This is a genomic window from Sphingomonas sp. LC-1 (genome assembly GCF_025371035.1).
Taxonomy (GTDB): domain Bacteria; phylum Pseudomonadota; class Alphaproteobacteria; order Sphingomonadales; family Sphingomonadaceae; genus Sphingomonas; species Sphingomonas sanguinis_E.
Genome location: NZ_JANZXB010000016.1, coordinates 24,184 through 36,792, shown reverse-complemented (window position 1 = coordinate 36,792; position 12,609 = coordinate 24,184). Strand labels below are relative to the sequence as shown.

The window sequence follows — 12,609 nt, the reverse complement described above, 5'->3', positions numbered from 1 at the left end:
GCCGGTCGCTCACTTGAAGCGGTAGGTGATCCGGCCCTTGGTCAGGTCATACGGCGTCAGCTCGACGAGCACTTCGTCGCCGACCAGCACGCGGATGCGGTTCTTGCGCATCTTGCCCGCCGTGTGCCCCAGGATCTCGTGATCATTCTCGAGCTGGACGCGGAACATCGCATTGGGGAGCAGTTCCACCACGCGGCCGCGCATCTCGAGCAGTTCTTCCTTGGCCAAAAAATACCTCGGTTCGTCGTGTTATAGGGTATGTCGAAGAGGCGCCGCCATAGCCGCAAAGGCTCGAAAAGGAAAGGCGCGGTCGTTCGACCCCGGATATGGGGTCGGAACGGGGTTCGGACAAGATGACTGACCCTGTGATTCCTCCCCCTTTCAGGGGAGGAATGAGGGGCTTCTACGCCGGGTTATGCTCGGCGAGGAACGCCGCCATTGCCTTGAGGAATTCCAGCCGATCCTCCGAGCGAGTGAAATGGTGGTCCGCCAGCGGCTGCTCGATATAATTCACCGGCTTGCCCGCGGCCTTCAGCGCCGAGACCATCATCCGCGACTGGTTGACCGGCACGCGCTTGTCCTCCTTGCCGTGCACGATCAGTAACGGGATGGTCATGTCGGCCGCGCCGAAGCGGGGCGAGACGGCACGGTAATCGGGGGCCTGTTTGTGCAGCCAGTCGGCGCGCGTCTTGCTGAACAGGAAACGCGAGTCGTAACGCTTCATCGCCTGGAGATCGGACACGCCCGCATAGGATACCGCGCACCGGTACAGCGCCCCGTCGCGCTGCGCCGCGCGCATCGCCGCATAGCCGCCATAGGAGGCGCCGACCATGCACACCCGCTTGGGGTCCGCGATCCCCTGCTTGGCGAGCCAGGTCACCGCGTCGTTCAGGTCGTCCTGCATCTTCAGGCCCCATTCGCCCTGGCCCTTCAGCGCGAAGGCGGTGCCATAGCCGGAGGAGCCGCGATAATTGGGTTGGATCACCGCATAGCCGAGCTCGGCAAGATACTGGCTCCACCAGTCCCAGCTTTCCGAATCGCGCGCGAACGGTCCGCCATGCGGCAGCACGATCAGCGGCAGATTCTTGTCCCCCCGCCCGCGTGGCAGGGTCAGGATCGCCTCGATCTGCGTGCCGTCGCGCGCGGGATAGCGCAACGTGCGCACCGCGGACAGCCGCTGGCCCTTCAACTGCGGGTTGTTCCAGGCCAGGAACTGCATGTTCCCGTAATCCGTGTCCCAATAATATAGTGCGCCCGGCGTCGTCGGTCCGCTGACATCGATCAGGAAGCGGGTCCGGGCGCGGTTCCACGACACGATCTCCGCCCGGCGCGGCGCCACCGCCTTGTCGAGCTGCGCCTGCAATTCCTTGACGCGCGGGTCGGTCCAGGCATCGTGATAATATTGGTCGGTGTAGCGGATCGCCGAAAGATCGTCGCCCGTCTCGTTCCCGATGATCCCGTCTATGTCGTAACCCGAAACGGTGCTGAGCTTGCGGCCCAGCTTCAGGTCGGGCAGCGAGACTTCGTACAGCGCATCATAGCCATCGCTGTCATCGATCGCGAGGGCGGTGCCGTCCGCCCGGAAGATGCTGGGCACCAGTACCGATTCGTCCTTGCGGCCATCGGCGCGCGCGATGGTGCGGAAGGATTCGGCGTTGGACTGACGATAGAGAAGGCTCTTCTGTCGGGTCGAATCAGAATAGCGGACGCCCATGCGCAACTGGCCCTGGCCATCGGCATACCAGTCCCACACATCCGTTTGCCCGGCGGCGATCCGCTTGACCTTGCCGGTCGAGACATCGGCTTCGAAGACCGAGGGATAGACATCGTCCATCGAATAGATGCCGGTCTGCTTGGCGAACAGGATGCGCGGGCTGCCGTCCCTGGCGGCCCATAGTACCTCGTCGGCGCGGAAGCCCGATCGTTCCCAGTCGATCCGATTGGTCTTGGTCATGTCGGCCCGGATGCCGAGCATCCGGGTGATATAATATTCCTCTCCCTCGATCACCTGCTTCGCGCCCAGCCCGACGAGCAGCCACTCGTCATTGACCCAGCGCCACCAGTTGACATCGACCTTCTCGTTGATCGGGACGATCGCAGGCTTGCTCTGTCCTTTGACCAGGGGGACGACCATCAGATATTGCTGGCCGTTCAGCGCGCGCTTGCCCGCGATCCGGGTGCCGTCGGGCGACAGCGAGGGCTTTTCCATTTCGGGCAGCGCGGCAAAGGCCTCCACCGGTAGCGGGCCCGACTTGACCGGAGCAGCGGGCGCGGAGGTCGCTGCGGGCTTCGCCGGTTCCTGCGTCACGCCCGTCAGCGCCATCAGGGCAAACGCCGCCACCGACGCACCCAGCATCCTCGTCACACCAATCTTCATCATTCCCCCTTGGCCGGATCGTCTCCCCAGGATCCGGTCGGCCCAGAATATCACGGCCACGCGTGGGCGGAAGGGGGTTCAGCGATCGGGTTTATGCTCGAAGCCCAGGCGTAGGGGCAGGGCGACGGGGCCCCCTGCGTCGTAAAGCGACAGACCTTGGCCTGGGGCAAAGGCGCCGATCCGCGTCGCGGCGACCGGCGGGGTCGCATCGGCGGGCAGCGCGAACAGCAATTCATAATCGTCGCCGGCCGTCGCCGCAGCCAGTCGCGCCGCGCGATCCTCGCCGCCATGGACGCGCGCCTCCGACGACAGCGGCACGGCATCCAGGTCGATCGACACCGCCAATCCGCTCGCCAGCGCCATCCGCGCGGCATCGATCAGCAGCCCGTCGGACACGTCCATCATCGCATGGACCAGCGGCCCCAGCGCACGCCCCTCGGTCAGGCGGGGCAGCGGGCGGCGATAGGCGTCGCGGAGCGCGATCGGGCCATAGCCGCCCCGCGCGATCGCCAGGCCCAGCCCGGCATCGCCGATCGTGCCGGTGACCCACAGGGCATCGCCGGGCCTTGCTCCGTCGCGCGCCGGGGCGGGGGCGTCGCGTCCGAACGCGGTCAGGGTCAGGACCCGGCATCCGCGCAGCGACACCGTATCGCCGCCGATCAGCCGGACGTGAAAGCGATTCATGACCGCGCCCAGCCCGTCCAGAAAGGCCCGATCCCAGGCGGCGTCGCCCAACGGATAGTTGAGCATCACCCCCTCGACCAATGCCCCCTTGGCCGCCAGATCGGACAGGTTGGTCGCGACCAGTTTCCACGCGACATCGGCGGGCGGGTCATGGGGCAGGAAATGCACGCCTTCGACCAGCGTGTCGGTGGTGACGACCAGTGGCGCGGCATCGAGCACGGCACCGTCATCCACCAACCCGCGCGCGCCGGGGTGCAACGGCATCCGGCGAAGCGCGGCGATGAAGTCCGCCTCGTTCATCGCGGGATGCCCGTGGCGGCTCCCGAGATCAGGCCCGCGCGACCTTGGCGATCGCGTCGAGCAGGCCGTTGACGAAGCCCGATTCGCGCTTCTCGTAAAAAGCGTGGGCGACATCGACATATTCGCTGATCACCGCGCCGACCGGCACGTCATGACGCGCGAGCAGTTCGTAAGTGCCGGCGCGCAGGATCGCCTTCATCGGCTTGTCCAGCCGGTTCAGCGTCCAGCCCTTGGCCAGCTTGTCCTCGATCATCCGGTCGATCTCGCCCAGACGGGCATGGACGCCCTTGACGATGTCGTCGAAGAAATCGGTATCGGCATCGGCATATTCGACGTCTTCGATCGTCGCGCCGATCCGGTGATTGTGGAATTCGTGCAGCAGCGCGGCGAGCGGCGTCTGTTCCATGTCATGCTGGTAAAGCGCCTGAACGGCGGCAAGGCGCGCGGCGGCGCGCGCCTGGGTACGGGCAGGAGGACGAGTCATGGCGGGCCTTTACCGGGCTGTCGCCAATTCGTCACGTATTTTGGGAGAGACTGGGTGGGACGTGGTGCGGGGCGTGGCCTTCGACTTCGCTCAGGCGGAACGGGGTTTGGAATCCAGCCCCGTTTCCCACTCTCCGTTCCGCCTGAGCGAAGTCGAAGGCCAAGGGCCGAAACCCTCACAATTCCCGACGAAAATACACCACCCGCTCGGTCTCGACGAACCCCAGTGCGCGATGCATCGCATGCGAGTCGGTATTGGCCAGTTCGGCGTCTGACGCAAACTCGGCACAGCCCTGCGCCCGGCCCCAATCCGCCACCGCCGCGACCAGCGCCCCGGCCACCCCTTGGCGGCGATGGCCTGGATCGACATACAGCCCTTCGAGAAACAGTACCGGCGAGCCGTCGCATCCATTGACGTAATCATGCCGCACCGCCGCCTCGGCAAAGCCGATCACCCGGCCGTCCGCCAGCGCAACGAAATTCCCGTCACCCACGGGCAAATCCGCCGGATCGCCCGCCTCCTTGCCCCAAAGCGCCGCCCGCAACGCCAGCCATCCTTCCCGATGCCCCGGCGTGGCGGGCGCGACGATCACCGGTTCAACCGCAGCCGCAGCGCCACCGACTTGGCATGCGCCGGAAGCCCCTCGGCATGGGCGAGCGCGACCGTCGCGGGGCCGAGCTCGGCCAGCGCGGTCTCGGTCAGGCCTAGGAAGCTGGTCCGCTTCATGAAGTCGAGCACCGACAGTCCGCTGGCGAAGCGCGCGCGGCGCCCCGTGGGCAGGACATGGTTCGGCCCGGCGACATAATCGCCGATCGCTTCCGGGGTATGGCGGCCGAGGAACACCGAGCCCGCATGGCGCAGCCGGTCGAACAGGGGCTGCGGATCGTCCACCGCCAGTTCGAGATGCTCGGGCGCGAGCCGGTCGACCAGCGGCATCGCGGCCTCCAGCGAGTCGACCACGATGATCGCGCCATTCGCATCCCAGGCGGTGCGCGCGACGCTGGCGGTCGCCAGTTCGGGGATCTGCCGGTCGACGGCTTCGGCCACGCGGGTCGCAAAGTCGGCATCGTCGGTGAACAGAATCGACTGGGTGACGGTGTCGTGCTCGGCCTGGCTCAACAGGTCGGCGGCGATCCAGTCGGGGTCGTTCTTCCCGTCCGCGACCACGACGATCTCGGAGGGGCCCGCGACCATGTCGATGCCGACCATGCCGTACACCTGGCGCTTGGCCTCCGCGACCCAGGCATTGCCGGGGCCGGTGACGACATCGACCCGCTGGATGCGGCCCGCGCCATAAGCCAGCGCGCCTACGGCCTGCGCGCCCCCGACCCGCCATACCTCGTCCACGCCCGCCAGATGCGCGGCGGCGAGGACGAGATGGTTGATCTCGCCCTTGGGGGTCGGCGTGACCATCACCAGCCGCTCGACGCCTGCCACCTTGGCGGGGATCGCGTTCATCAGCAGCGAGGAGGGATAGGCGGCGCGGCCGCCGGGGACGTAGATTCCGGCCGCATCGACCGCCGTCCAGCGCGCGCCCAGCCGCACGCCCTGCGCATCGACATAGTCGGTGTCGGTCGGCTTCTGCTTTTCGTGATAGGCCCGGATGCGCGCGGCGGCGAGGTCTAGCGCGGCGCGGAGTTCGGGCTCCAGCGCGTCATAGGCGGCGCGACAGTCGGCCGGTTCGATCCGCCAGCCGGTTTCGGCCAGGTCATGGCCGTCAAACTGCCTGGTGAAGGCCTCCACCGCCGCCTCGCCATCGTCGCGGACCGCGCGCAGGATCACCTGCACGTCGCGCGCGACATCGGCATCGCTCTCACGCCGGGCGTCGACCAGTTCGTCGAACGCGGCGGCAAAGCCCGATTCTTGCGTATCCAGCCGGATCATGCCGCTTCCCTCTCGGCCACCGCGCGGCGGAACGCCTCGACCAGCGGCACCACGGCGCTGCGCGTCTTCATCGCGGCGCGGTTGACGACCAGCCGCGAGGTGACCTCCTCGATCACCTCCACCTCGACCAGCCCGTTTTCCTTCAGCGTGCGGCCCGACGACACCAGGTCGACGATGCGCGGCGCCAGGCCCAGCGTCGGGGCCAGCTCCATCGCGCCGTTCAGCTTGACGCACTCGGCCTGCACGCCCCTCGCGGCGAAGTGACGGCTGGTGATATGCGGATATTTGGTCGCGACGCGGACATGGCTCCATCCGCGCGGATCGTCGCCCTCCGCCATCGCGACGGGCTCTGCGACCGAGATGCGGCAATGGCCGATCTTCAGGTCGACGGGCGCGTATAGCTCGGAATAGCCGAATTCGGACAGCACGTCCGACCCGACAATGCCCAGCTGTGCCGCGCCATGCGCGACGAAGGTGGCGACGTCGAAGGCGCGCACGCGGATCAGCTCGATGCCGGGGACATCGGTCGCGAAGCGCAGCGCGCGGCTGTCCTTGTCGGTGAAGGCCGGTTCGGGCCGGATGCCGGCGGCGGCGAGCAGCGGCAGCGCCTCGGCCAGGATGCGTCCCTTGGGGACGGCGATGATGAGCGGCTGGACCATGAGGATCGGGGGCTTAACCCCCGCCACCGGGGATCGCAATTCTTATCCTCCCCAGAAAGGGGAGGGGGACCACCGCGCAGCGGTGGTGGAGGGGGCATGCCGCAAGGGACGTACTGCGTGGCAATCCCCCTCCGTCAGGGCTTCGCCCTGCCACCTCCCCGCGCCGGGGAGGATTTGGGATTTACACCTTCGCCGCGTAGATCATCCGGCCGGGGCCCAGGTTCGCGAACACCCGATCGAGGTCGTTTTCGCCGACCGCGAAGCAGCCTTGGCTACGCCCCAGCATGCCGTGCGTCTTGATCATGTCGCGATTGGCGTACCAGGCCGAGTGCACCACGATCGCGCGACCCAGCGCATTGTCGTTGGTCGGGTCGAGCCCGACCAGACGCTGCGACCGGCCATGCTTGCCGACATAATAATCGTCGGTCAGGAAGGCGCCCTCGCTGCTGGCGTTCGAGTTGAACGCGTTGGAGAAGCGCTGGAGATAGCCGCTATGCGACGGGTCCGAGCCGCTGCCGTGCGAGACGAGGAGCGACTGGCTCTTGCCGCTGACCAGATCGACCAGATGCAGACGGGGCTCGGACGAGCCGACCGCGAAATCGACGATCGCCATCCGGTCGCGCTGGCGGACCCGCGACCCATGCTGTTGCAGCGAGGCCATCGCCGCCCGCAGCAAGGCGGGGCGGACGACCCGCGACGAGGCGAGGATCGGTTCTGCCGGGATCGGCGAGGGCAGAGTCGGATGATGGGGAAGCGGTGGCTGACGCGTCGGGCGCAAATCGCCGGCGGTCAGACGTTCCCGGGCATTGGCCGCCCCCGGTACCGCGAGCGCTCCAGCCAGAACCAGAGCGTTCTTCAACAGCGCGCGCCGACCCGGCGCAGCGTCCAGATTATCGAGCATCGTGATCCTTCAAACCCCAGAAATCCCGCGACTCCGATGTAGCAGACAAGGGGCGATTTTTCTGCCCGTCCCGGCTCGGTTGATCGCTTGGTTCCATCGACTCGGCGGAAAGTTCCGTCCCACTGCAAAAAATATTGATCGGCACAAATTGTCTATTGACGGGTTTAACAAATTGTGAACTCGCCAAGGAAAAGGGATATGAAGGCTTTCGCTTTTGCCGCCCTGTTGGGTGCCACGACGCTGGGTTTCGCGGCGCCCGCCATCGCGGCCGATGACGGTCCGGCAACGGCCACGGTGGCGCAGGCCGCCGCCGCGCTGGCCCCCAACCGCTTCGTCTGGGCCGACCCGCAGATGACCGCGGTCGATCCGGTCGCACAGCCGGTGACGGTGGTGATCAGCCTGCCGATGCAGCGTGCCTATGTCTATCGCGGCGACGCGATGATCGCGGCCGCCTCCGTGTCGACCGGCAAGGATGGGAAGGACACGCCCACCGGCATCTTCCCGATCCTGCAGAAGCGCGAGATGCATCGCAGCAACCTGTACAACGACGCGCCGATGCCGTTCATGCAGCGGCTGACCTGGGATGGCGTCGCGCTCCACGCGGGCAATAATCCGGGCTTTCCGGATTCGCATGGCTGCATCCGTCTGCCCACCGCCTTCGCCAAGAAGCTGTTTTCGATCACCTCGGTCGGCACGACGGTGATCGTGACGGATGAAATGGTCGGAGATCATTTCGATCCGGCGCTGCTGGCGACCGAGACCTCGCAGGCGAACCAGACGCAATTGGCGTCGCTGGATCGGTAAGGCGGAGTCTTCGACGTCGGTGTTCGGCGTCGGGATTGGCGCGTGTGTTAAGCGACCAAGCCCAAGTCCCGCAATCGCGGCCGCAGGCTCGCCACATCGGTGAAGTGCAGCGCATGGATGCTCATGGCGGCCGCTGCGTCGATATTGGCCAGATTGTCGTCGATGAAAACCGCCTGCGCAGGCTCGAGCCCGAAACGGGCGAGCGCGAGGCGGTAGATGGCGGGATCGGGCTTCACCAGCTTCTCGGTTCCCGACACCACCACGTCGCGGAAACGGTCGAACAGCGCCGCTTCCCGCGCGCGAAAAGGCGGCCAGAACTCGTGGCTGAAATTGGTGATCGCAAAGAGCGGCACGCCCGCCGAGTCGAGCTCGGCGACCAGTTCGTGCATTCCCGGAATCGGATCGCCGATGCTGTCGTTGAAGCGCGGGCCCCAGGCGGCGATCAGGTCGCGATGCTGCGGATGCAGCGCGATCAGCTCCGCCGACGTGTCGGCGAAGTCGCGGCCGGCATCATGCTGGAAATGCCATTCGGTGGTGACGACGTCGCGCACAAACGCATCGAGCGCCCGATCGTCTGCGATCAGGCGCCGATACAGGATCCGGGGATCCCAGTCGTACAGGACACGGCCGACATCGAAGATGACGGCAGTCGGCCGATTGGAACGGGCCGCGGACACGCCGCCGACCTCGTCCTGTTCGATCAGCCCCAAGAGCGATTAGCCCTGGCGCGCCTTGAAACGACGGTTGGTCTTGTTGATGACATAGGTGCGGCCGCGACGGCGGATCACGCGGTTGTCCCGGTGACGATCCTTGAGCGACTTCAGGGAATTGCGGATCTTCATGATCGATTCGCTTCTTTTGAACTGGAGGGTGATCTGGAAAGCGTCGCCGCCTAGTGGCAAAGGCTGCGCAAGTCAAGGTTGGCCGGGTCGGCGGATGACATCCATCTGTTCTTCGGCATCACGATCCACGCGGGCTCTTCCGCCGCAGGATCAACCCCCATATGTCATGCGTTGCCCATCCGTAACATCCTCCAAGGTGCTGTTGTCCATGAAAGCCCGTTCGCTCCTGATCCTCGCGGCCGCCGCCGGAACGCTGGCCGCCTGTTCCACCACGGGCGGGCGGCTGCCCCCGACCGAGGTGATTCGCTATCATCTGGGTGAGCCGATCGCGCGCGGAACGGTCCGGGTCGAACCGCTGTCCAGCACCGGGCCCGCCAGCATCGAGTTCAAGACCTATGCCGCGGCGGTGGAGACCGCGCTGCTGCGCAACGGCTATTCGTTGCCGCAGGGCGATGCGCAGCCCGACTTCATCGCCACCGTCGCCTTTACCCGTGCCAACCGGCTGGGCCCGCCGCGCCCGTCGCCCTTCTCGATCGGCCTGGGCGGGGGCGGCTTTTCGGGCGGTCGCGGCGGTGGCGGCGTCGGCCTGGGCGGGGGCCTGAGCTTCCCCATCGGCAAGAGCCGCCCGCAAGAGATCATCGGCACCGAACTCTCGGTCCAGATCAAGCGTCGCGTGGACCAGTCGCCGATCTGGGAGGGCAGCGCGCGCAACATCGCGCCGGTCGAGGCGCTGGCCCGCGTCGATGCGCAGGTTCAGGCCGCCAAGCTGGCCGATGCGCTGTTCACCAAATTCCCCGGCGAGTCGGGCCGCACGGTCGAGGTGAAGTAAGAGCATGACGCTGACCATCAACGCGGCGTTCGACGGCGGCAATATCCGCGTCGTGCGTGTCGAGGGCGACCGGGTCGATCTGGAGATCGTGGCCGACACCGACTCGGACTTCTATCAGTGGTTCTATTTCCGCGTCGGCGGGGCGAAGGGGCGCGATCTGACCTTTCGCATCCTGAACGGCGCGGGTTCCGCTTTTCCGCAAGGTTGGCCCGGCTATCACGTCCGCGCTTCCACCGATCGACAGGATTGGCGGATGACGCCGACCGCCTACGCCGATGGTGTGATCGAGTGGCAATGGCGCGGTGACAGCGACCTGGTCTGGTTCGCCTATTTCGAGCCCTATACGATGGAGCGTCACCATGATCTGGTCGCGCGGATCGCGGCCAGGGGCGTGCATCACGAAGAACTGGGCCAGACGCTTGACGGTCAGGCGATCGACTATTTCCGGATCGGTTCGGGGCCGAGGCAGGTCTGGCTCTATGCCCGGCAGCATCCGGGCGAGTCGATGGCCGAATGGTGGATGGAGGGCGCGCTCGACTGGCTGACCAGCTCGGCCGCCGGGCCGCTGCTGGCCAAGGGGACCGTCCATGTCGTCCCCAACATGAATCCGGACGGCACGCGTCGCGGGCATTTGCGCACCAATGCGGTGGGCGTGAACCTCAACCGCGAATGGCACGCGCCCACCCCCGAACGCAGCCCCGAAGTGCTGTGCGTGCGCAACCGGATGGACCAGACGGGCGTCGATTTCGCGATCGACGTGCATGGCGACGAGGCGATTCCGGCCAACTTCATCGCCGGGTTTGAGGGCATTCCGAGCTGGACCGAAGAGCATGGCGCCAAATTCTACGAATATGGCCGTCGCCTGGCCGGGCACACGCCCGATTTCCAGACCCAGATGGGCTATGAAAAGGCGAGCGCGGGCAATGCCAATCTCGCCATGTCGACCAATCAGGTCGCCGAGCGCTTCGGCGCGGTGTCGGTGACGCTGGAAATGCCGTTCAAGGACCATGATCCCAACCCGGATGCGCTGCATGGCTGGTCGGGCGAACGGTCCGCGAAGCTGGGCGTGTCGTGCCTGGAGGTTCTGTCGGAGATGATCGGGGAAATCTGATCCGGCTGTCGGGGGAGGCCTTGGGATAGGGCTTCCCTTGGCCTTCGACTATGCTCAGCCTGAACGAGGTCGAAGGGCACGCCCGACACTATCGCCGCACGCCCTCCGCCGTCAGATAGCGGTCCAGCTCGGCCAGCACCCGCTCCAGCCCCGCCGCATCGGCCGACTCGGCGCGCACCGTCAGCGCGGCCTGCGTGTTGGAGGCGCGGAGCAGCCACCAGCCATCCGCTGTCCGCACCCGGACGCCATCGGTGTCGTTGACCGTGGCCCCTTCACGCCGCAGCGCCGCCTCCACCCGGTCGACGATGGCGAACTTTTCCGATTCGGGCACGACGATTCGCGTTTCGGGAATGTCGACCATGGCGGGCATCGCCCCGCGCAGCTCGGTCATCGAGCGGCCCGCCAGATGCACCGCGCGGATCAGGCGGATCGCGGCGTAATGGGCATCGTCGAACCCGTACCATTCGCCCGCGAAGAACATATGGCCCGACATCTCGCCGCCCAGCGGCGCGCCGGTTTCGACCATCTTGGTCTTCATCAGGCTGTGGCCGGTCTTCCACATCACCGCCTGCCCGCCCAGCCGCTCGACATGATCGAACAGCGCCTGGCTGGCCTTCACATCCGCGACGATCGGCGCACCGGGATGTTCGGCGAGCATAGGGGCCGCCAGCAGCATCAATATCTGGTCGCCCCAGATCACCCGCCCCTGTCCATCGACCGCGCCGATCCGGTCACCATCGCCATCGAAAGCGAATCCGAAATCGAGCTTCCTGTCCGCGACCAGTCGCTTGAGCGCGTCCAGATTGCGCTCGACCGTCGGATCGGGGTGATGATGCGGGAAATGACCGTCCACATCGGTGAACAGCGTGTGATGCTCACCCGGCAGGCGCTGGACCAGCTTCTCGATCACGGGGCCCGCCGCGCCGCTGCCGCAGTCCCAGCCGATGCGGTAGCTGCCCCCGGCATAGCCCGCCATCAGCCGGTCGACATAGGCATCCAGAATGTCGTGGGATTCGACCCGGCCCGCCCCTTGCGTCCAGTCGCGCGCGGCGGCCATCCGCGCCAGATCCTGCACATCCTCGCCGAAAAAGGGGCGGTGGTGCAGCACCATCTTGAAGCCATTGTCGTCGCGGGGATTATGGCTGCCCGTTACCTGTACGGCACCGTCCACTTCCAGGGTCGCCTCGGCGAAATAGACCATCGGCGTGGGGCCCAGGCCCAGGCGGACGACGTCGACGCCGCTGTCGGTCAGCCCCTCGACCAGCGCCGCCTCCAGCGCGGGGGAACTCAGCCGCCCGTCGCGGCCGACCGCGACCCGCGTGCCACCCGCCCGCCGCACCCGCGTGGCGAAGCCCCGCCCGACGGCATAGGCGGCCGCTTCGTCGAGCGTTTCGGGAACCGTGCCGCGCACATCATATTCGCGGCATGCGCTGGGGTGGATCGCGGCGGGGCGCTCAGCCATGGCGGCGCTCCAGCAACAGGTCGCGCGCGGCATTCACCCGCCGCGTCAGATCCGCCGAGCCGCCGCGATCGGGATGAACCTGTGCCACCAGCCGCCTATGCGCCTGCCGGATCGCCTCCGCATCGGCATGCGGCGGCAGGTCCAGGATCGCCAGCGCCTCCGCCTCGTCACGGGGCAGGCGGGGCTTGGGGGCGGGCCTGGTCGGGCGGGGCATATAGCGCCACACCAGCCAGATCACCGCCAGGGCGATCAGCCATTTCACGGCAAACGGG

Annotated in this window: 15 protein-coding genes; 3 read left to right on the top strand and 12 right to left on the bottom strand. The window is 66.8% G+C overall.

The window, feature by feature from the left end:
* Nucleotides 1-9: 9 nt before the first annotated feature.
* The 8 genes from infA to NZL82_RS17795 form a co-directional block, all read right to left on the bottom strand.
* Entirely contained in the window at nucleotides 10-228 is a 219-nt protein-coding gene (gene infA / locus NZL82_RS17830) for a translation initiation factor IF-1 (RefSeq protein ID WP_007403889.1), read from the bottom strand.
* Between the two features lie 175 nt (nucleotides 229-403).
* Entirely contained in the window at nucleotides 404-2,377 is a 1,974-nt protein-coding gene (locus NZL82_RS17825; protein ID WP_261271088.1) for a S9 family peptidase, read from the bottom strand.
* A 78-nt stretch (nucleotides 2,378-2,455) separates the two neighbouring features.
* Entirely contained in the window at nucleotides 2,456-3,361 is a 906-nt protein-coding gene (gene thiL / locus NZL82_RS17820; protein ID WP_261271087.1) for a thiamine-phosphate kinase, read from the bottom strand.
* 28 nt (nucleotides 3,362-3,389) lie between these two features.
* The gene (nusB, locus tag NZL82_RS17815) at nucleotides 3,390-3,845 is read right to left on the bottom strand and encodes a transcription antitermination factor NusB (protein WP_261271086.1); all 456 of its coding nucleotides are present in this window, start codon (nucleotides 3,843-3,845) and stop codon (nucleotides 3,390-3,392) included.
* Nucleotides 3,846-4,020: 175 nt separating this feature from the next.
* The gene (aac(6'), locus tag NZL82_RS17810) at nucleotides 4,021-4,434 is read right to left on the bottom strand and encodes an aminoglycoside 6'-N-acetyltransferase (RefSeq protein WP_405051390.1); all 414 of its coding nucleotides are present in this window, start codon (nucleotides 4,432-4,434) and stop codon (nucleotides 4,021-4,023) included.
* Nucleotides 4,434-5,729 carry a histidinol dehydrogenase gene (hisD, locus tag NZL82_RS17805; RefSeq protein WP_261271084.1) on the bottom strand — a complete coding sequence of 432 codons (1,296 nt, stop codon included), beginning with the start codon at nucleotides 5,727-5,729 and terminating at the stop codon, nucleotides 4,434-4,436. The genes aac(6') and hisD overlap by 1 nt, the downstream gene beginning before the upstream one ends.
* Nucleotides 5,726-6,388, bottom strand: coding sequence for an ATP phosphoribosyltransferase (gene hisG / locus NZL82_RS17800; protein ID WP_261271083.1), 663 nt, complete (start codon nucleotides 6,386-6,388; stop codon nucleotides 5,726-5,728). The genes hisD and hisG overlap by 4 nt, the downstream gene beginning before the upstream one ends.
* A gap of 181 nt (nucleotides 6,389-6,569) precedes the next feature.
* The gene (locus NZL82_RS17795; RefSeq protein ID WP_261271082.1) at nucleotides 6,570-7,289 is read right to left on the bottom strand and encodes a murein L,D-transpeptidase catalytic domain family protein; all 720 of its coding nucleotides are present in this window, start codon (nucleotides 7,287-7,289) and stop codon (nucleotides 6,570-6,572) included.
* Between the two features lie 198 nt (nucleotides 7,290-7,487).
* Here NZL82_RS17795 and NZL82_RS17790 point away from each other — a divergent pair, with 198 nt between their 5' ends.
* Nucleotides 7,488-8,093 carry a L,D-transpeptidase family protein gene (locus tag NZL82_RS17790; protein WP_261271081.1) on the top strand — a complete coding sequence of 202 codons (606 nt, stop codon included), beginning with the start codon at nucleotides 7,488-7,490 and terminating at the stop codon, nucleotides 8,091-8,093.
* A 47-nt stretch (nucleotides 8,094-8,140) separates the two neighbouring features.
* On the opposite strand, the gene NZL82_RS17785 is transcribed toward NZL82_RS17790, so the two are convergent.
* Both NZL82_RS17785 and ykgO read right to left on the bottom strand, forming a co-directional pair.
* Nucleotides 8,141-8,797, bottom strand: a complete 657-nt coding sequence (locus NZL82_RS17785) for an HAD family phosphatase (protein ID WP_261271118.1) — start codon at nucleotides 8,795-8,797, stop codon at nucleotides 8,141-8,143.
* Between the two features lie 12 nt (nucleotides 8,798-8,809).
* A complete protein-coding gene (gene ykgO / locus NZL82_RS17780) occupies nucleotides 8,810-8,935 on the bottom strand; it encodes a type B 50S ribosomal protein L36 (protein WP_003046794.1) in 126 nt (41 codons plus the stop codon).
* Nucleotides 8,936-9,143: 208 nt separating this feature from the next.
* Between ykgO and NZL82_RS17775 the strand changes: the two genes are divergently transcribed.
* Nucleotides 9,144-9,764, top strand: a complete 621-nt coding sequence (locus NZL82_RS17775; RefSeq protein WP_261271080.1) for a DUF4136 domain-containing protein — start codon at nucleotides 9,144-9,146, stop codon at nucleotides 9,762-9,764.
* Between the two features lie 4 nt (nucleotides 9,765-9,768).
* Complete coding sequence (locus tag NZL82_RS17770) at nucleotides 9,769-10,875, top strand: M14-type cytosolic carboxypeptidase (RefSeq protein WP_261271079.1); 1,107 nt, start codon at nucleotides 9,769-9,771, stop codon at nucleotides 10,873-10,875.
* An 88-nt stretch (nucleotides 10,876-10,963) separates the two neighbouring features.
* Here the strand turns inward: NZL82_RS17770 and pgmG are convergent, their stop codons facing one another.
* Together pgmG and NZL82_RS17760 are read right to left on the bottom strand one after the other, a co-directional pair.
* The gene (gene pgmG, locus NZL82_RS17765) at nucleotides 10,964-12,337 is read right to left on the bottom strand and encodes a phosphoglucomutase/phosphomannomutase PgmG (RefSeq protein WP_261271078.1); all 1,374 of its coding nucleotides are present in this window, start codon (nucleotides 12,335-12,337) and stop codon (nucleotides 10,964-10,966) included.
* On the bottom strand, nucleotides 12,330-12,599 hold the full coding sequence (locus NZL82_RS17760) for a DnaJ domain-containing protein (protein ID WP_261271077.1): 270 nt from the start codon (nucleotides 12,597-12,599) through the stop codon (nucleotides 12,330-12,332). Before NZL82_RS17760 ends, pgmG begins: the two co-directional genes overlap by 8 nt.
* Between the last annotated feature and the right edge of the window lie 10 nt (nucleotides 12,600-12,609).

Excerpts from the sequence above, each read along its gene's own strand:
- NZL82_RS17770 (WP_261271079.1), top strand. The coding sequence starts at position 9,769 with ATGACGCTGACCATCAACGCGGCGTTCGACGGCGGCAATATCCGCGTC.
- ykgO (WP_003046794.1), bottom strand. The coding sequence starts at position 8,935 with ATGAAGATCCGCAATTCCCTGAAGTCGCTCAAGGATCGTCACCGGGAC.
- pgmG (WP_261271078.1), bottom strand. The coding sequence starts at position 12,337 with ATGGCTGAGCGCCCCGCCGCGATCCACCCCAGCGCATGCCGCGAATAT.
- thiL (WP_261271087.1), bottom strand. The coding sequence starts at position 3,361 with ATGAACGAGGCGGACTTCATCGCCGCGCTTCGCCGGATGCCGTTGCAC.
- NZL82_RS17795 (WP_261271082.1), bottom strand. The coding sequence starts at position 7,289 with ATGCTCGATAATCTGGACGCTGCGCCGGGTCGGCGCGCGCTGTTGAAG.
- NZL82_RS17775 (WP_261271080.1), top strand. The coding sequence starts at position 9,144 with ATGAAAGCCCGTTCGCTCCTGATCCTCGCGGCCGCCGCCGGAACGCTG.
- hisD (WP_261271084.1), bottom strand. The coding sequence starts at position 5,729 with ATGATCCGGCTGGATACGCAAGAATCGGGCTTTGCCGCCGCGTTCGAC.
- NZL82_RS17790 (WP_261271081.1), top strand. The coding sequence starts at position 7,488 with ATGAAGGCTTTCGCTTTTGCCGCCCTGTTGGGTGCCACGACGCTGGGT.
- hisG (WP_261271083.1), bottom strand. The coding sequence starts at position 6,388 with ATGGTCCAGCCGCTCATCATCGCCGTCCCCAAGGGACGCATCCTGGCC.
- nusB (WP_261271086.1), bottom strand. The coding sequence starts at position 3,845 with ATGACTCGTCCTCCTGCCCGTACCCAGGCGCGCGCCGCCGCGCGCCTT.
- NZL82_RS17825 (WP_261271088.1), bottom strand. The coding sequence starts at position 2,377 with ATGAAGATTGGTGTGACGAGGATGCTGGGTGCGTCGGTGGCGGCGTTT.